Raw genomic sequence first — 18,496 nt, forward strand, 5'->3', positions numbered from 1 at the left:
TAGTGCCTCGCAATGACAACATGGAAAAGCGAAAACTTAGAATTAATGGTCATTCCCATTTACTTCCGTACCCGGAAGAGATTCCTGATTTCATGCATGAAAAGGGGATTTTTTGGGTAGATAAAGACCGAAAGTTTATGCTACAAAAAGATTGGAAACGGCCTGTTACTGATTCTAGTTTCTTTTTAGATGAAAAACTAGAATGGATGGCACACAATAAGCTAGATCATGCAGTTGTTCTAAATCTTTCGCAGTTATATGGTAATGGTTTGCGTGTTGAAGAAATGAAAAAGGCGCTTAGATTCCAAAATGATTTTAATGCCGGTATTCAGCATGAACACCCTAGTAAATTCACCTGCGGTTTTGTGGTACACCCGGGTTTTGTAAGAAGTGCTTGTTGGGAAATTGAGCGCTGCGTCGAACAACATGGTATGCAACTATTGTGCTTGCCAACACATTATATGGACACTATTGGCACTTGGCGCTGCATATTTGATGAAGAAAACGAACCAATTTTTGAATTGGCAAATCAATATAATTTGGCCGTAGAAATACATCCCTATGATGGCGAAAAATTCATAAAACTAGAAAACACCTCATGGCGTTTCCATTTAATTTGGATGTTAGCACAATGTGCCGATGCCTATCATTTTTTAACCTTAAATGGGTATCAAGAAAAATACCCTAATATGCGCACTTGTTTTGCACATGGTGGACAATTGGCCCAAATTAATTTAGGACGACGTATTCAAGGCTTTGATGGCAGACCAGATTTATTTGAAGGCAAGCACCACCCTAGGAAAGCTGTTGGCCATAAAAACATCTTCTTTGACACTTTGGTTCATGATACGGGTGGTTTAGAATTACTAATTAGAAATCACGGCTCAAAACAAGTTATTATGGGACTAGATGATCCCTACCCACTTGGTGAAATGGAGAGCGATAAGCAGTCTTCCTACCCCGGAAAAATATTAGACTTGGCCATGAAAAGAGAGATCATTAACCAAGACCAATATCATGCCATTTGGGAGGATAATGTGATTCAATGGTTATGTGGCGATAATCAAGCAGAAAAAGAAAAACTAATAAAAAGAATTTTAAATTAATGCATTTTATAGCAGAAAACTTGGATGACTATGTGGTAGAACATTCTGAAAATGAACCTGTTTTACTACAACAATTAACACGTGAAACCTATCAGAAAATATTACAGCCCAGAATGCTTAGCGGCCATTATCAAGGTCGTATATTAAGTATGATTTCCAAATTAGTGAACCCTAAAAGCATTCTTGAAATTGGAACTTATACAGGTTATTCCGCCCTATGCCTAGCTGAAGGTTTACAAGATTCTGGCACATTACATACCATTGATATTAATGAAGAATTGGTTTACTTTCAACGAAAATATTTCGATCGATCAGAATATGGAGCTCAAATTCATCAACATTTAGGAGATGCTTTAGATATTATACCCAAACTAGATAAAACTTTTGATTTAGTCTTTATTGACGCCGATAAAGAGAACTACTCCAATTACTTTCATGTGATTATTGATAGGCTCAATACTGGAGGTATTATTTTATCGGATAATGTATTATGGAGTGGAAAAGTTTTAGAAAAATCCTTTAAAAAAGATGATACTTCAACACCTGCACTTATAAAATACAATGCCTTACTAAAAGCAGACACACGGGTTGAAACGGTAGTATTACCTATTAGAGATGGTTTAACGATAAGTAGAAAAATATAATTACAACCTTTAAGAGGCACATGTTAAACTGTCAAAGGCAGTTCGAGCCCTAAGCGCATTTGCTTTTAAAGCAATTAAGTTTCTTATTGTTCTAACAAGTAATTCTTTATCTAATGGTTTTGATATAACATCTGTGAAGCCCAAATTCAGCTTATCTTTAAACAAATCATAAGAAATGTCATTGGTCAATGCTATTATCGGTATTTGACTATTTAGCTGACGTATGGCGATAGTTGACTCATCACCATTCATGATAGGCATATTAATATCCATTAATATCAAATCATATTGCCCCGCTTCAAAAGCACAGAGTGCTTCCCATCCATTTTTAACACTATCAATTTTATAATTTTCCTTTTGAATTAAACTACTAATTAAACTTTGTTCATCCTTATTATCTTCTGCCAACAATATGGTTATGTCCTTCGTTTTTTGGAATAAAGTTCTTGAATAGTGTAGTTTATCGTTCTTTTCTATCCCAGAAGTTCCAAGAGGTTCTACTTTTACATTTGAAGCCAATGGTTGCTCCTTTTCAGCAAGGCTCTTGTTCGTGTTAGCCCTAGCTTCTACTGCCCTACTTTGGTTTTTTATGGTTTTTAGAGCCTTTAATCTGCGTTTAAAATATAAAGACAGGATACGATAAATTACATTCTTTTTCATAGGCTAAATACTTAGTTTTGGGATAACTAAGCTATAAAACAAAAAAAAATCTTAAGATTTAAAATAAAAAAAATCGCTGAAGCGATTGATTTAATTGACAAAGAAAAACTACTAACCGTATTAATCGATAAAAAACATGGATCTATTTAAAATTTCCGCTTCACTGAACCCGTAAAGTCCTCTAAATCATCTTTTACCTTGTTCAATTCCTTTTTTACATCGGAAGTAACACCTGTAACATCGATGCCATTGCTATCCGCAGTTTTGGTTATCTCATGTTTTATATCGTTGGTAGCGTCCTTTAGGGTTCGCATACCCTTACCCATACCACGTGCTATTTCTGGTAACTTATCCGCACCAAAAATCATAATGACAATAAATAGTATAAAAGCTATTTCTGCTCCACTTATAAATAAGAATGTTACTTGTTGTATCACAGCACAAATATAGTAAGTTGTTTTGTTAGAATAAAAAAAAGCCGATTTTAAAAATCGGCTTTTTCAAGTTTTATCCTTTAACCTTTTGTTTAAATTTATCAAAATCACTCTCGGATGCTTTCTTTGGCCAAGAATTATTAGTTGTATCAATATCGGCTGTTTCTTCATTAGGATCTATGATAATCGAAACTATTTCCTTATCTGATGCAATAGCCTGGCTTACTTCATTATCATTAAGCCTCCATATTTGCGCAGGATAGGTCACTAATTTAGTTGTACCATCTGCATAAGTATATTCCACTATAATAGGCATAACCAAACCTCCTGGTTTTTCAAAAGTAATGTTGTAAAAGTATTTCGGACTTTTAATATTTTCACGTTCTTCAGCCGTAAAATTATCCATGAGATATTCTTTTACTGGTTGGGCATTATCCAATAGACTTCCAGTACTCATACTCTCTTTATAGTCTTCACTGCCTTCTTCAACCATAAATACTAAAGGTACCAATTGCTCTCTGGTATAGCCTCTTTCTTCCATAATTTCCCTCATATAGGCATTTGGTTCATTTGAAACATAAAACTTTTTCACATCTTTTATGCCAATATCAACCCAGTCTGTAGTATAAAACCATCCTCTCCAATACCAATCTAAATCAACAGCGGAAGCGTCTTCCATTGTTCTAAAAAAGTCTTCTGGAGTAGGGTGTTTAAACATCCATCTTTGTGCATAGGTTTTGAATGCATAATCAAATAATTCACGGCCCATGACTGTTTCTCTCAAAATGTTTAGCGCAGTTGCTGGCTTGCCATAAGCGTTATTTCCAAACTGGTACGTATTAAGACCTTTAGTCATTATAGGCGCAATAAAATCTTGATCCCCTCCCATGTAAGGTACAATCATTTTTGCTGGTCCTCTATCTGATGGAAAATGTGCATCTTTTGCTGACAATGCCGATGGGTATTTTTCACCAAAATCTTGTTCTGCCACATACTGTACAAAAGTGTTTAAACCTTCGTCCATCCAAGTCCATTGACGTTCATCACTATTTACAATCATAGGAAAAAAGTTATGTCCTACCTCATGAATAATCACTCCCATCATGCCATACTTAACGCGGTCACTATAAGAACCGTCCTCTGCAGGTCTCCCATAATTCCAGCATATCATAGGATACTCCATACCTTGTCTTTTGGCATGCACTGAAATAGCCTTGTGATATGGATAATCAAAAGTCATTCTTGAATAAGATTCTAAAGTACTTGCAACTGCCTTGGTAGACCATTCTTCCCAAAGTGGGTTCCCCTCTTTAGGATACAAAGACACCGCCATTTTATCTTTCCCTCCAATCTTAACGGCCATCATATCTAAAATAAACTTTCTAGAAGTGGCAAATCCGAAATCTCGAACATTCTCTGCCTTTAGTTTCCAGGTCTTCGTTTCTTTTGAAAAACCTTTTTCTTTAGCCTCAACTTCCTCCTGACTAACGATTATTACAGGCTCAGTAAACGATTTTTTAGCTTCTTCAAAGCGCTTCATCATTGTTTTTGAATAGACCTCTTTGCGGTTCATTAAAACCCCAGTTCCATCTAAAACATGATCAGCAGGTACGGTAATGTTCACCTCATAATCACCAAATGGCAAGGCAAACTCATCCCGCCCCCAGAATTGTGAATTCTGCCAGCCTTCAACGTCACTATATACCGCCATTCTTGGAAAAAATTGTGCAATAACGTAGGCTCTATTCTTATCTTTTGGAAAATACTCATAACCTGAACGTCCATCTTCTTTAACATGGTCATTTATATTATACCACCATTTAATTGAGAATGAATACTTCTCTCCATGTTTTAAGGTTTTGGGCAATTCAATCCGCATCATGGTTCTATTAATCATATGAGTTAGCGGTTTACCACTAGTATCCTTTACTTCCAATATATTAAAACCTCTTTCTAAAGGTTTGGTCATAAATTTTGAAGTAAAATCTTTAGGTCGCATGACAGGCGCAATAGCACTTCCTTCAATTAATGGCGACTTAGAATCTGCGGCTCTTTTATTTTGGTCTAATTGCACCCATAAGTACTTTAATTCGTCTGGCGAATTATTAGTATAGGTAATGGTTTCAAATCCAGAAATTCTAGCATTTTCATCATCTAATACAATATCCATTTCATAATCTGCCTGTTGCTGATAATAAGCTGAACCTGGGGCACCAGAGGCTGCCCGATACATATTTGGCGTAGAAAACTCATCATATAATTGTTTAAATTTATTGGTATTTCTATGACCCGTTTTTACTTCTTTTACTTCCTGAACGTCCTCTTGTGCATAAAGTCCTGAGGACAATAAAGCCAGCATGAAACAGCTATAAGCAATTTTTCTCATTGATATTCTTCTATTAAATTATAAAAAAGCACGTTTTCCGTGCTTTGTGATAACAAATTTTTACAAAAATTTCTCGAAAGTAATAATTTAGACAGGCATTTAGCGTATTTTAATTAAATTTTAACACTGCACTTGCCTTTTGAGGATAGAAAATAAAGCTTTTCTGTTTGTCATTGATTTTTGTCTTAACAATATTTTGCTGGTCTTCAAATACATCAAATAATAGACTATTACTTACTTCAAAGGTTTCAATAGTCTTGACATTATCAATTTCAAGATAACAGCGCACAATATCTGCATCATATTCTTTACCTAAAAACACGAGTTGAGATGCTTTACTATTTATTTTAATTTTTAGTTTTTCTTTTAAATAACGCCCCATATAAAGGTCTACATTTTTAGACTCATTATCGCCTCCAAGTACTAAACTATCATCATAGCGTTCTCTCAATAATCTTTCAAAATCATCAATAAAAATCCTAGATGTTATTTGAACTGCTTCCTTATCTTGTATATAGTTAATTTGCGTTACACTTATATAATACTTATGTATGCCTGAAAATGCAAGCAAAGGTATAAGCATAAAAAAAATAATTGTCCTTAACATTCTAACGTCATTAAATTTTAGCAAAAATACATTAATAGGAATAACTCCTGCACTTAGATTTCATTATCATACAGCCATCCTTAAAAAACCGTCCAAAATCAATTCTTATTCTGCGTTCTATTCTGGACATATTGCACATATTTCTTTTCCATAAAAACCAGAACTTCTAAGTCTGTTTTATTATTACATGCATTCATAAAATCCTTGTCATCCATACAGAAATAAAAATAATCCATTCTAACGTCTTCATCCAATGGATTTAGAACAAAAAATTCGTCGGATAAGCCCGACCTAATACGTCTCATAAGCGCATCTTTTCGTTCAATTCGCACATGTTCCTTAATCTCTTTTGTTCTTCCTGAAATGCCATTCAATATAGGGTTTAGAGGCATAAACCCGCCACCTGTGGTAGCCTCATGTAATCTTCGCTCACTTTGTGTGGCCTGTTTCCCTGTATACCCCACAATACCAACATCATAAAAATTAATAGGTGCTTTACCCTCTGTATTTTGAATATCAGATAGTAAATCTCCAGTTAAGACTTTCCCTACCAGTACTTCATTTAAGACATTTATTTGCTCCTCAAGGTGTACTAAAAGTATTTTAGATTGCATTAGTTCTGTTGAGATTACAATGCTTTTGGGTACGAATTGTATGGAAGAAAACATTATAGTGTCATTTAATTTTGCAACCATTTTGAAATGACCATCCTTGTTTGTCGTTGTATATCGTTGCGATGTTTGATTAATAACATGAATATTTTCGGTATCCAAATGGGCATCACTAACCACCGTGCCATGAAATTCAACGGTTTGCGCCATAGACAATAGCGAAAAAAAAAGCATCACAAATACGTGCAACTCTCGTTTCAAAACCAGTTCTTTAATATATAAAGAACGTATTTCAAATCTTAAAAAAAAGATAAATAGGGTTTAATGTTATGTTAAAGAAGCGCGCTTAATTATTATTTTTTTAGAAACTCAATACTTTTCTGGTTCAAGAACTCTAAAAACTCCATTTCATTTCCATAATTCAGTAAGGCGTAGTCAAAATTATCACTTTCAACAAATTGGATAAACTCTTGAACACGATGTTCTGGTATATTAAAATTATCCACTAAAAACTCCGAACCAAAATAATACTTAATCGACTCAATAGGGACATCTGGTACGCCTGCTTTTTTCTTATTTGGAACCTCTGATCTAAATAAAGGCAATAACAGTTGATCTACCACATTTACAATGTTAAGTCCATTTACCATATGCTGCTGTTGATAGTTCTGCCCTAGGTTGCTCACCTCTGTTTTTTCATCAATTTCAAAATCATATTCTGAGCTGTGTTTTACTCCAAAATATAAGGCGTCTAATTGCGGATTAAAACTCTCACTATCACTTACATCTGCACCAAGATTACCTGTTAAACCATTTGATTTTACAATAACTTCGTCCAACTTATTAATTTCCTCAATTAAAAACAGTTTCATTTTTTTTGATTCCATAATGGCCTCATTTACTGTAAATTTAATATTCTGAAACTTCAGTGCACTCACTTCTATGACATCGTTTTTTGCTACCTGTATTACAAATTCGCCATTTTCATCTGTAATGGTTCCCGTATTAGATGTGGTATTGAAAATAGTAATTCCAGAAATATCACTATCCTCAACAATAATTTTCCCAGAAACTTCAGTGCGTTTTATATTTTGAGAAACCAAAGGAAATGTTAGTAATAGTGTAAATAGTAGGATTAACTTTTTCATAAATATTTTTATTTTGAAATTACCAATTTAATTTTTAATGTTAAAGTAAATCGAACTAAATTTTATTAAAATTAATTTTGCTTAGATTTACAATATAACTCATTTTTCTATGCGAAATATCATAATTGCAAGTACTTCCACCATTCATGGAAGTGGCTATTTAGAGTACATAACCGATGAACTGAATGTGTTTTTTAAGCAAGCCAATACAATATTGTTTGTGCCTTATGCAAGACCTGGAGGCATTTCTCATAATGATTATACCGCCATTGCAAGAACGGCTTTTTCTAAAATTGGTAAAACAATTAAAGGTATTCATGAATATGACAACCCAATTGACGCCGTTAAACAGGCGGAAGGTATTTTTATAGGTGGTGGAAACACTTTTGTACTCACCAATCAATTACATAAAAACAATTTAATTGACACCTTAAAATATTGTGTAAACAATGGAACACCATATTTAGGTACTAGTGCAGGAAGTAATATCTGCGGTTTAACAATAAAAACTACCAATGATATGCCTATTGTATATCCTCCAAGTTTTAACGCCTTAGGTTTGGTACCGTTTAACATTAATCCCCATTATTTAAATCCCGATACCTCTAGTACACATATGGGAGAAACAAGGGAAACGAGAATTACTGAATTTCATCATTATAATACACCACCAGTAATTGGCTTAAGAGAAGGTAGCTGGCTTTTAGTAAAAGATAGTTCTATCATTTTAAAGGGGGATTTAACAGCAAGGATATTTGAATACAATCAGGCCCCATATGAAATAAAACCAGGAACAGAACTTAACACCATGAAATAAAAAAAGCTTCATATTTCTATGAAGCTTTTAGAGCGAGAGACCAGGTTCGAACTGGCGACATTCAGCTTGGAAGGCTGACGCTCTACCAACTGAGCTACTCTCGCAATCGCATGCAAATATATAAACCTTTTGTTCTTTTGCAAGAAAAAATTACAACTTTTTTAAAAAATGATAACCTAATATTTTAAAACCCTCGTTGAAATAAAACTTATGAGATTCAGCGTTAACAACATAGGTATTTAACTCCATGGTTTCACAATCCTTGCTTAAGGCATAATTGTAGATCCAGTTAAAAAATTGCTTTCCTAAACCTTTATTACGATACGCTTCATCTATAATAACATGATCTGGTTCTACACTTCTTCCTGAATAATGTCTTGTACAAAACCACAAGCCACAAACACCCACCAAGGTGCCAGAATCATAAATGCCCGCACATTCATAGTTTTGTGTAAACATCTCTAAAAACCGCTCCCGTAAAAGGTCATCAGGATCTTTATATCCATTTAGCTTTTGTACTAATGGTATAATTTCTTCAATTTGCTCCTGTTCAACAATCTTAAAAACAATACTCATTGATTTTTTTTCTATAAAGTTTAATCAGTGGTCCGAATAATTTTTCTAAGTTTGATACAAGATAATAAATCGTTATACACCATTAAAACTTCTAATTATAATATAAAGCTAATCAATTCTGAAGAAACACATGCAGTGCGGCTCCCCATTTTAAGAGCTGGGCAGCCCATAAAGTCGTGTATTTTTGAAGGTGACAACCTCGAAACTACTGTACATTTAGGAATTTATATCCATGATGAAATTATTGGGGTGTGTTCTTTTTTTAAAAACAACAATAAAAATATTTTGATAGCAAACCAATACCAATTAAGAGGTATGGCCATTCTTAAAAACTTTCAAGGTAAAGGTGTGGGCAGTAAAATGCTTAACTATGGTGAAAAGCTGTTAAAATCAAAACAGACAGAAATAATTTGGTGTAACGCTAGAGAAAGTGCCCTTGGTTTTTATAAACAACTTGGCTATAATATCATTGGGGAGCCTTTTGACATTGCCTCTATTGGCATTCATTATATCATGTTTAAAAACTTATAACTTGATCCTTTAAAAAGATCTTTCTATTAAAAAACAAAAAGCCTTGAAAATCAAGGCTTTTTATAAAATGAGTGACTAGCTCAAATAATTATATGTATTAAATAATTATTTTTTCTTTTTCTTAGCTGTTGCTTTTTCAATAATAGCTAAGGCATCAGAAGCTCCGTGTAATTCAGCATAATCTGCAGCGGTCATTTTCTTATCTGATTTAATTTTCAAATTAGCGCCATTTTCGATTAATAAATTCAATATGTCTACTCTATTAAATTTAGCAGCATACATAACAGGAGTCATTCCATTTGATCGTTCATTGACATCAGCCCCTCTTGAAATCAGTTTTTGTACTGTCTCTAAATCGCCCTTTGCAATAGAAACACAAAAAGAATTCACTTTAAAAAAAGCTTCTACATCGTAATTTTTAATTGTTGAATTGTCTGTTTTAGCATTTACAGATACAAAAGAAATGCATAATGCGATTGCGGAAATAATGATTGTTTTTTTCATGATGAAAGAAATTAAGTTTGATTAATGATTTTACGTTTTTTGATATACTAAAGAGACGACAAAAAACCGAAACTGTTACACTAAAATTATTTTATAACAGATTTTTAACGTTTGATTCACAAATAATTAACGAAAATACGTTCGATTAAAAAACCATTAAAAGTCTATAAAAATTAGGCATTTAGAGTGGTTTTAATATTCACTTTATATCAAACTTCCGTATCTTTGATTTCTTTAAAAAATTAACAAAAAAATGAATAAAAAAGTCATCTTAATGATTCTTGATGGTTGGGGAAACTCTCCAGACCCAAAAGTTTCAGCTATCGATCATGCCAATACACCATTTATTGATTCACTCTATAAAAAGTATCCTTTTGCAACTTTAAGAACAGACGGCCTGCACGTTGGTTTACCTGAAGGTCAAATGGGAAACAGTGAAGTGGGTCATATGAATTTAGGCGCAGGGCGAATCGTTTATCAAGATTTAGTAAAAGTTAATCTAGCTGTTGAGAACAAAACACTTAACAATGAAAAAGTTTTGGTGGATGCTTTTGAGTATGCTAAATCTAACAATAAAGATGTTCATTTTTTAGGATTACTAAGTAATGGTGGCGTACATTCACATATTAACCATGTTAAAGGTTTGGTTGATGCAGCCAATGATTTTGGTCTAAAAAACACCTATATACATGGGTTTACTGATGGTCGTGATGTTGATCCTAAATCTGGTGCTGGTTTTGTGAAAGATTTAGAAGCACATATTGAAAACACGAATACCGAAATAGCTACGATTTCAGGGCGCTATTATGCCATGGATAGAGATAAGCGCTGGGAACGCGTCAAATTAGTCTATGATGCGTTAGTGAATAGTACCGGTGAGCGATCAAACAATATTGTTGAAAGTATTGAAGCCAATTATGCCAATGATGTGACCGATGAGTTTATCAAACCTATTATCGCTCTTGATGAAAATAATGAACCAAAGACTAAAATTAAAAATGGTGATGTAGTTATTTTCTTTAACTTCAGAACAGACCGAGGTAGAGAACTTACCGAAGTATTATCGCAAGAGGATTTCCATGAGTATAACATGCATAAACTTGACCTGCATTACGTTACGCTTACAAACTATAATGACACCTACAAAAATGTCAATGTAATTTTTAATAAGGAAAACTTAACCGAAACTTTAGGTGAGGTTCTAGAAAAACATAACAAGAAGCAAATAAGAATAGCTGAAACTGAGAAGTATCCGCATGTTACCTTCTTTTTCTCAGGAGGTAGAGAAGCTGAATTTGAAGGCGAAAAACGTTTACTAAGAAATTCACCAAAAGTGGCTACTTATGATTTAAAGCCTGAAATGAGCGCCTATGAATTACGAGATGCCTTAGTCCCTGAACTAGAAAAAGGCGATGTTGATTTTGTTTGCCTAAATTTTGCAAACGGCGATATGGTAGGACACACGGGTGTTATGGAAGCTGCTATAAAAGCTTGTGAGGCTGTTGATGATTGTGTAAAAGATGTTGTTGGCTCAGCCTTAGACAATGGTTATACCACACTCTTAATTGCTGACCACGGTAATTGTGAAACAATGATAAACCCTGATGGTACGCCCAATACAGCGCACACTACAAACCCTGTACCTGTTATCTTAATTGATAATGAATTAAAATCGATTAAAGACGGTATTTTAGGGGATATGGCTCCAACCATATTAAAACTTATGAATGTACCGCAACCAGAGGCAATGACAAGACATGCTCTTGTGTAATCTTTCATAATAGGAAATCATCTAAGCCCTGTATTGTTAATACAGGGCTTTTTGTTTTTTTAGAGCATATTTTGGGATACCAAATCACTAAAAATTATTGTATTTTTGTATATTAAATATAGATTCTTATTAGCTATTATGAATTTTAATAACCAATTAACAATTGCAGTTGATTTTGACGGTACCATTGTTGAAGACGCCTATCCTCGCATTGGAAAACCCATGATTTTCGCTTTTGAAACGCTAAAAAAACTTCAAGGCGATGGACATCGACTAATTTTATGGACCTATAGAAAAGGAAGTAGACTAGATGATGCTGTATCATTCTGTAAAAACAATGGTATTCATTTCTATGCTGTTAACAACAGTTTCCCTGAAGAAGAATACGACCCTTCCATAAGCAGAAAAATTAATGCCGATTTATTTATTGATGACAGAAATGTTGGCGGATTTTTAGGTTGGGGTGAAATATATCAATTACTTACAAATACGGCGCCTGTGCTACCAAAGAAAAAGAAAGGCCTATTGGGTTTATTCAAATAATAAATCCGCATCTTAAGCGCTTACAATCTTATTCTTTAATACTTAAAATCAATTTGACTTTTTGAGTATCTTTGCAATCCTATATTTACGACTATGATTATTGTTAAAACAAGAGAAGAAATTGAGTTAATGCGCGCTAGTGCTCTAATAGTGTCTAAAACTTTAGGTGAACTAGCTAAAGCTATTAAACCTGGAGTAACTACTCTTCAATTAGATAAAATTGCTGAAGAATGCGTAAGAGACCATGGGGCTATACCTGGGTTTTTAGGTTTATATGATTTCCCTAATACGCTATGCATGAGTCCGAATTCTCAAGTAGTTCATGGAATCCCAAATGGTACTCCTTTAAAAGAAGGTGATATTATTTCAATTGACTGTGGTGCTTTAAAAGATGGTTTCTATGGAGACCATGCTTATACCTTTGCGGTGGGCGAAATAGATCCAGAAACCGAAAAACTACTAAAAATAACAAAAGAGTCTTTATACGTAGGCATTAAAGAATTCAAAGCAAATAATAGAGTTGGTGATGTGGGTTATGCCATTCAAAAATACTGTGAAGATCATGGGTATGGTGTTGTACGAGAATTGGTTGGTCATGGTTTAGGGAAAAAAATGCATGAAGATCCTGAAATGCCAAATTATGGTAAACGTGGACGAGGCAAAAAGTTTGTAGAAGGTATGGTTGTGGCCATTGAGCCTATGATTAATATGGGAACACACCGTATTAAACAACATAGAGATGGTTGGACTATAACCACCCTTGACAATAAACCATCTGCCCATTTTGAGCATGATGTGGCCTTAATAGATGGTAAGCCAGAGTTACTTTCTACTTTTGCTTATATCTATGAAGCCTTGGGTATTGAAAGTGATGAGGAAGATGAATTTCGTCAAAAAGCATTGGTGCTTTAGATTGAATGAAAAAGCTCTTCAAATTAATATTAAATACAATTCCAAGACCAATGCTTATTCGGTTAAGCTATGTTGTTCGTCCCATATTAGCGCTGTTTTTAAAAGGTAGCCAGTATACCGATCCTATTGATGGAAAAGGATTCAAAACCTTTCTACCTTACGGTTATGGCAATCAGCGTAATAATGTTTTATCCCCTTCAACATTATCTTTAGAGCGCCATAGACTCCTTTGGTTATACCTTAAAAACGAAACTACATTTTTTACCGATAACTTAAAGGTGTTACATTTTGCTCCTGAACAGGCGTTTTACAAACGGTTCAGGAAGATGACCAATTTAGATTATGTTACAACGGATTTGAATTCACCATTAGCAGATGTGAAAGCCGATATTTGCGCCCTTCCTTTTGAAGACAATGCATTTGATGTGATTCTTTGTAATCACGTCCTAGAGCATATCCCTGATGATAGCAAGGCCATGCAAGAATTATATCGTGTACTTAAAACGGGTGGTATGGGTATATTTCAAATCCCACAAGATCTGAATCGAGATAAAACTTTTGAAGATAATACTATTACCGATAAAAAAGAGCGCGCTGAAATCTTTGGTCAATATGACCATGTTCGCGTTTATGGCAGAGATTATTTTGATATACTAAGACGTATAGGTTTTAAAGTAGAAGCTATTGATTATACTGCAGGTATGTCTGATTTTGAAATAGACCACTATTGCTTGGCAAAAGGTGAACTCATTCCGGTGGTTAGTAAATGATTTAAGGCAATTACAATTATGACACAGCAAATACTTATATCTACAGCGGCTATTTTTGGATTACTCGCTGTAATATTCGGAGCTTTTGGAGCACATGCTTTAAAGAAAATTTTATCCCCCGAACAACTAAAAAGTTTTGAAGTTGGTGTCAGATATCAAATGTATCATGCCATAGTGCTATTAGTATTAGGCTTTAATTCGAAACAAACCTCACCGGCCATCTACTGGTGTTTTACTATAGGAATACTTTTATTTTCATTTAGTATTTACGGCTTGGTAATGTCGGACGCACTAGAGAAGAAGCTGCGTATTTTAGGTCCTATTACCCCTATTGGTGGGTTATTATTGGCAATAGGCTGGGGTTTATTACTGCTTAATGTCATTTAAACCTATTGAGCAGGAAAGTTATTTAATGCAAGTGTTTCCAATTCCTTATTTTCGTTTTCAAAAATTAAAAACACTTTCAATTCAGGTTTCGACTTCAAAAATGCCTTTATTTTTTCAATGCCCATAGCTTTAAACGCAGTAGCGTAAGCATCAGCAGTCATGCAGTCTGCGGCCAACACAGAAATGCTTAACAAACTTGTTTTGCTAGGATAGCCTGTACGTGTGTCTATAATATGAGCATATCGCTTACCTTCTTTATCCGTTTTAAATTTTCTATAAGTACCTGACGTAGCCATAGCTTCATCTTTTAAAGTAATCGCCTTTAAAATGGACTGTGTGCCGTCAAAATTTGGATTTTCAACACCAACCTTCCAATGGGCTTGTTTTTCAATATTTTCACCTTTCACCCTTATCTCTCCACCTATTTCAACTAAATAATTTTGAACACCCTGAGATTCTAAATATTCTCCAATAACATCAACCCCATACCCTTTAGCTATGGCATTAAAATCAATAAAGGTTGCTGCAGGTTTAAAAATGGTATATTCTTTACGCTTAACTTTATCAAGACCTACAGATACCATGAGGCTATCTATTTTTAAGCTATCTAAATTCACTATTCGCCCTTCTGGACCAAAATCCCAAGCATTGACAACAGCACCAATTGTTGGATCAAAAACACCTTCAGTACTTTTATAAATTTCCTTTGAGGCTTCAAATACGTTTACAAAATGAGCATCAACAATATTAGACTCATTTCTGTTGAGTTTAGAAATATCTGAATTTGTTTGATAGGTGGACAGGGATGTATTCAATACGAAAAACAAACTATCAAATTGCGTTTGGTAATCACGATTAGAATCATATATAACAACATAACTTGTCCCAAATACATTTCCAGAAAGTTTTGTATTTTTCAAATGCTGCTTTTTACAAGCAGCTAAACTGATGCTTAAAAATGCTACTATTAAGTATTTGTACATGGTGTGATTCGCTTTGATTGAATTATGAAATTTACATGTCCGATTGAACAAGGCATCTAATTTAAATGAGTATCCAAAACTTGTATGCCATTATATTCAAGTAAATAATCCTTATTTAAGTATATGGGTTCCTTTTCACCAGCAACACTGCCAATGCCAACACCTGCATAAAGTACCTTAGCATCATTTTCTCGGGCGTGTTTCTTAAAAGACTCCATCCAAACGACATCGTAATTATTAGGATTTTCAGGAAGAATAACCGCCCTAACTATAACAAAAAAGTACTGCTTATTCTTATCTATACAAACAAATTGGGGGTGCTTTTTTAATTTGCTATTCACGGCAATAAATTCGAAACCACGTTTTTCTAAATCCTCACCAACATGATTCATGGCTAGATTATGCAGTTCTTGATCTGTAAGGGCTTTACTCATATTGCAAAAATAATATTATAATTTGGAAAAAATTCGTAATTTAAAGTCAAAAATGAAACGCTATGAAAACTACACTTCGCCTTGAGGCAGCCATTAAAAAGCTTTATACCGCCTTTCATAATGATACTTTAAACCCAGAATGTTGTAAACAATGTGCGGTAGGTAATATTTTAGATAACACGGATAGCTGGAAACATTTGTCAGATGCCCATGGGAGTCTCAAACTCAATTATGTTGGTCAAGTTCACCAAAGCTTTGGTAGAACATTTAATGGGTACTCGCCTTTGGAGCTCCTGAACATTGAGGCCACTTTTCTAAAAGCTGTCGGGTTTCAAATACCACTGCATTATAAAAATGATAAACCAAAAAACCCTACAGATAAAACGGTTTTGTTTAGAGGATTATCAGCCGTTGTAGGATTCTTGTGTGATTTGGATGGTGTTTCTAATGTCATGGATTACACAAAATTGTTTGCATTCACTGAGAAAACCATAGAAAAACGCCCCGAGATTTTTGCATAAAAAAACCGACACTTTCGTATCGGTTTTATATTAATTTGGATTACTGAATACAATTCAGTTTAATCTGTTTTTTTGATTATCCCCCAAAGTCATCAAATCTAATATGCTCATCTGGGATTCCAAAATCCTCACCCATTTTTTGAACCGCTTTGTTCATTAATGGTGGTCCACAGAAATACAATTCAATATCTTCTGGAGCATCATGCTTGCTCAAGTAATTATCAATCACACAATTGTGAATAAACCCAACAAAACCGTCTCCTGGAGCATCAATATCTGCTTTCACTTTCCAGTTATCTTCAGGTAAAGGTTCAGATAATGCTAAGTAGAACTTAAAGTTAGGGAACTCTTTTTCTAATTCATAGAAGTGTTCTAAATAGAACAACTCACGTTTAGAACGTCCACCATACCAATAGGTTACTTTTCTACCAGTCTTTAAGGTTTTGAATAAGTGATACAAGTGCGAACGCATTGGCGCCATACCAGCTCCACCACCAACATAAAGCATTTCACTATCCGACTCATTGATAAAAAACTCACCATAAGGTCCTGAGATAGTAACTTTATCACCTGGTTTTTGATTAAATATATAAGATGAAGCTACACCTGGATTAACATCCATCCAACCATTTTTAGCACGATCCCATGGCGGACATGCTACACGAACATTAAGCATAATTTCACGTCCTTCAGCTGGGAAGGAAGCCATGGAGTATGCACGTTCAACAGTTTCAGTATTTTTCATCACCAAAGGCCAAAGTGCGAACTTATCCCACTCTGCTTGAAACTTATCTGGTGAATCATGTTCTTCTGGATGTGCAGTAATATCCATATCAGAATATTTCACTTCACAAGGTGGAATTTCAATTTGAATATATCCACCTGCCTTATAGCCCATATCTTCCGGAATCTCTACAACAAACTCCTTAATAAATGAAGCTACATTATAATTTCTAACAACAGTTGCTTCCCATTTTTTAATTCCAAATACTTCCTCAGGTATAGTAATATTCATGTCTTGTTTTACTTTTACCTGACATGATAAACGTGCACCGTGTTGTAATTCTTTTCTTGAGAAATGCGGTGTTTCAGTTGGTAAAGCTTCACCTCCACCAGATAATACGTGACATTCACATTGAATACACGTTCCACCTCCACCACATGCTGAAGGTAAAAATATTTTTTCTGCACCTAATGTAGATAATAAACTTCCTCCAGAAGCTACTTCTATTTCGCGCTCGCCATTAATAGTAATTTTAACTGGACCAGAAGGTGACAATTTTTGTTTTACAAATAATAGTAAGGCAACTAACAACAACGTAATAATTAAAAACGCTATTACTGTTACTACGATTGTTCCTGATGTACTTGCGGCTAAAATCATATTACTCATTTACTTTTATGTTGTTAGCTATATCTTTTACTTTTTCTAAATCTTCTTTAGAATCTTCAATTTTAGCAGTTTTCTCTTCTTTAGCTCCTTCATCATCACCACCAGTTAACATACCTCCAAAACTCATAAAACCTATCGCCATTAACCCTGTAATAATAAATGTAATCCCTAAACCTCTAAGTGCAGGTGGTACATTTGAATATCTAATTTTCTCACGAATGGCTGCTATCGCTAAAATGGCTAAAAACCATCCAATCCCTGAACCAATACCATACGTTGTTGCCAATCCTAAGGTTGGAATTTCACGTGATTGCATAAATAAAGATCCTCCTAAAATCGCACAGTTTACCGCAATAAGTGGTAAAAAGATACCTAAGGAGTTATATAATGAAGGTGAAAACTTCTCTACCACAATCTCTACCAATTGTACCATGGTAGCAATAGTTGCAATAAACATGATAAAGGATAAAAAGCTTAAATCATAATCTGCATATTCAGCACCTAACCAAGTTAAAGCTCCAGGTTGTAATAAATACTGGTCTAACAACCAGTTTAAAGGCACTGTTATAGCTAGTACGAAAATAACTGCAGCACCAAGACCAACAGCTGTACTCACTTTTTTAGATACAGCAAGATAAGAACACATTCCAAGGAATGTAGCAAATACCATGTTGTCTATAAATATTGATTTGAAAAATAATTCTATATGTTCCATATTCTATGTGTTGATGAAATCCTGAACTATAACCAGGACCACA

The 18,496-nt window shown here is 34.3% G+C and carries 22 protein-coding genes and 1 tRNA gene; 10 read left to right on the forward strand and 13 right to left on the reverse strand.

What is annotated here, in order from left to right:
• Positions 1-20 precede the first annotated feature (20 nt).
• Both IE051_RS09895 and IE051_RS09900 read left to right on the forward strand, forming a co-directional pair.
• Positions 21-1,106, forward strand: coding sequence for an amidohydrolase family protein (locus tag IE051_RS09895; protein WP_189360619.1), 1,086 nt, complete (start codon positions 21-23; stop codon positions 1,104-1,106).
• Positions 1,106-1,750 carry an O-methyltransferase gene (locus tag IE051_RS09900; protein ID WP_189360620.1) on the forward strand — a complete coding sequence of 215 codons (645 nt, stop codon included), beginning with the start codon at positions 1,106-1,108 and terminating at the stop codon, positions 1,748-1,750. Before IE051_RS09895 ends, IE051_RS09900 begins: the two co-directional genes overlap by 1 nt.
• A 9-nt stretch (positions 1,751-1,759) precedes the next feature.
• Here the strand turns inward: IE051_RS09900 and IE051_RS09905 are convergent, their stop codons facing one another.
• The 6 genes from IE051_RS09905 to IE051_RS09930 all read right to left on the reverse strand — a co-directional run bounded on the left by IE051_RS09905 (position 1,760) and on the right by IE051_RS09930 (position 7,596).
• On the reverse strand, positions 1,760-2,410 hold the full coding sequence (locus IE051_RS09905) for a response regulator (protein ID WP_189360621.1): 651 nt from the start codon (positions 2,408-2,410) through the stop codon (positions 1,760-1,762).
• Positions 2,411-2,556: 146 nt separating this feature from the next.
• Positions 2,557-2,847: a Sec-independent protein translocase subunit TatA/TatB gene (locus IE051_RS09910; protein ID WP_189360622.1), complete on the reverse strand. Its 291-nt coding sequence runs from the start codon at positions 2,845-2,847 to the stop codon at positions 2,557-2,559.
• A gap of 70 nt (positions 2,848-2,917) precedes the next feature.
• Positions 2,918-5,230 carry a M1 family metallopeptidase gene (locus IE051_RS09915; protein ID WP_189360623.1) on the reverse strand — a complete coding sequence of 771 codons (2,313 nt, stop codon included), beginning with the start codon at positions 5,228-5,230 and terminating at the stop codon, positions 2,918-2,920.
• A 109-nt stretch (positions 5,231-5,339) separates the two neighbouring features.
• Positions 5,340-5,813 carry a DUF6702 family protein gene (locus IE051_RS09920; RefSeq protein WP_229796774.1) on the reverse strand — a complete coding sequence of 158 codons (474 nt, stop codon included), beginning with the start codon at positions 5,811-5,813 and terminating at the stop codon, positions 5,340-5,342.
• Positions 5,814-5,935: 122 nt separating this feature from the next.
• Positions 5,936-6,709, reverse strand: coding sequence for a peptidase associated/transthyretin-like domain-containing protein (locus IE051_RS09925; RefSeq protein ID WP_229796775.1), 774 nt, complete (start codon positions 6,707-6,709; stop codon positions 5,936-5,938).
• 92 nt (positions 6,710-6,801) lie between these two features.
• Positions 6,802-7,596, reverse strand: a complete 795-nt coding sequence (locus IE051_RS09930; RefSeq protein ID WP_189360625.1) for a carboxypeptidase-like regulatory domain-containing protein — start codon at positions 7,594-7,596, stop codon at positions 6,802-6,804.
• A 109-nt stretch (positions 7,597-7,705) separates the two neighbouring features.
• Here IE051_RS09930 and pepE point away from each other — a divergent pair, with 109 nt between their 5' ends.
• On the forward strand, positions 7,706-8,413 hold the full coding sequence (gene pepE, locus IE051_RS09935; RefSeq protein ID WP_189360626.1) for a dipeptidase PepE: 708 nt from the start codon (positions 7,706-7,708) through the stop codon (positions 8,411-8,413).
• 31 nt (positions 8,414-8,444) lie between these two features.
• On the opposite strand, the gene IE051_RS09940 is transcribed toward pepE, so the two are convergent.
• Positions 8,445-8,517: transfer RNA gene (locus IE051_RS09940), tRNA-Gly, on the reverse strand.
• Between the two features lie 46 nt (positions 8,518-8,563).
• Positions 8,564-8,989 carry a GNAT family N-acetyltransferase gene (locus IE051_RS09945; protein WP_189360627.1) on the reverse strand — a complete coding sequence of 142 codons (426 nt, stop codon included), beginning with the start codon at positions 8,987-8,989 and terminating at the stop codon, positions 8,564-8,566.
• 51 nt (positions 8,990-9,040) lie between these two features.
• On the opposite strand from IE051_RS09945, the gene IE051_RS09950 reads away from it, so the two are divergent.
• On the forward strand, positions 9,041-9,520 hold the full coding sequence (locus IE051_RS09950) for a GNAT family N-acetyltransferase (protein WP_229796776.1): 480 nt from the start codon (positions 9,041-9,043) through the stop codon (positions 9,518-9,520).
• Between the two features lie 105 nt (positions 9,521-9,625).
• On the opposite strand, the gene IE051_RS09955 is transcribed toward IE051_RS09950, so the two are convergent.
• Positions 9,626-10,024: an ankyrin repeat domain-containing protein gene (locus IE051_RS09955; protein WP_189360628.1), complete on the reverse strand. Its 399-nt coding sequence runs from the start codon at positions 10,022-10,024 to the stop codon at positions 9,626-9,628.
• A gap of 253 nt (positions 10,025-10,277) precedes the next feature.
• Here IE051_RS09955 and gpmI point away from each other — a divergent pair, with 253 nt between their 5' ends.
• From gpmI to IE051_RS09980, 5 genes are all read left to right on the forward strand, one after another.
• On the forward strand, positions 10,278-11,795 hold the full coding sequence (gene gpmI, locus IE051_RS09960) for a 2,3-bisphosphoglycerate-independent phosphoglycerate mutase (RefSeq protein ID WP_189360629.1): 1,518 nt from the start codon (positions 10,278-10,280) through the stop codon (positions 11,793-11,795).
• 138 nt (positions 11,796-11,933) lie between these two features.
• Positions 11,934-12,338: a BT0820 family HAD-type phosphatase gene (locus IE051_RS09965; protein WP_189360630.1), complete on the forward strand. Its 405-nt coding sequence runs from the start codon at positions 11,934-11,936 to the stop codon at positions 12,336-12,338.
• 93 nt (positions 12,339-12,431) lie between these two features.
• Positions 12,432-13,250: a type I methionyl aminopeptidase gene (gene map / locus IE051_RS09970; RefSeq protein ID WP_189360631.1), complete on the forward strand. Its 819-nt coding sequence runs from the start codon at positions 12,432-12,434 to the stop codon at positions 13,248-13,250.
• Between the two features lie 5 nt (positions 13,251-13,255).
• On the forward strand, positions 13,256-14,020 hold the full coding sequence (locus IE051_RS09975) for a class I SAM-dependent methyltransferase (RefSeq protein WP_189360632.1): 765 nt from the start codon (positions 13,256-13,258) through the stop codon (positions 14,018-14,020).
• Between the two features lie 18 nt (positions 14,021-14,038).
• Positions 14,039-14,407, forward strand: coding sequence for a DUF423 domain-containing protein (locus IE051_RS09980; protein WP_189360633.1), 369 nt, complete (start codon positions 14,039-14,041; stop codon positions 14,405-14,407).
• Between the two features lie 2 nt (positions 14,408-14,409).
• Here the strand turns inward: IE051_RS09980 and IE051_RS09985 are convergent, their stop codons facing one another.
• Positions 14,410-15,327 (reverse strand): FAD:protein FMN transferase, encoded by a 918-nt coding sequence (locus IE051_RS09985; RefSeq protein ID WP_229796777.1) that lies wholly within the window; start codon positions 15,325-15,327, stop codon positions 14,410-14,412.
• Positions 15,328-15,446: 119 nt separating this feature from the next.
• A complete protein-coding gene (locus tag IE051_RS09990) occupies positions 15,447-15,824 on the reverse strand; it encodes a DUF8840 domain-containing protein (protein WP_189360635.1) in 378 nt (125 codons plus the stop codon).
• Between the two features lie 62 nt (positions 15,825-15,886).
• On the opposite strand from IE051_RS09990, the gene IE051_RS09995 reads away from it, so the two are divergent.
• Positions 15,887-16,345, forward strand: a complete 459-nt coding sequence (locus tag IE051_RS09995) for a Na(+)-translocating NADH-quinone reductase subunit F (protein ID WP_189360636.1) — start codon at positions 15,887-15,889, stop codon at positions 16,343-16,345.
• A gap of 76 nt (positions 16,346-16,421) precedes the next feature.
• On the opposite strand, the gene nqrF is transcribed toward IE051_RS09995, so the two are convergent.
• Both nqrF and nqrE read right to left on the reverse strand, forming a co-directional pair.
• A complete protein-coding gene (gene nqrF, locus IE051_RS10000; RefSeq protein ID WP_189360867.1) occupies positions 16,422-17,729 on the reverse strand; it encodes an NADH:ubiquinone reductase (Na(+)-transporting) subunit F in 1,308 nt (435 codons plus the stop codon).
• Between the two features lies 1 nt (position 17,730).
• Positions 17,731-18,453, reverse strand: coding sequence for an NADH:ubiquinone reductase (Na(+)-transporting) subunit E (gene nqrE, locus IE051_RS10005; RefSeq protein WP_189360637.1), 723 nt, complete (start codon positions 18,451-18,453; stop codon positions 17,731-17,733).
• Positions 18,454-18,496: the final 43 nt, after the last annotated feature.

This window comes from Algibacter mikhailovii (assembly GCF_014651495.1).
GTDB classification, from domain to species: domain Bacteria; phylum Bacteroidota; class Bacteroidia; order Flavobacteriales; family Flavobacteriaceae; genus Algibacter_E; species Algibacter_E mikhailovii.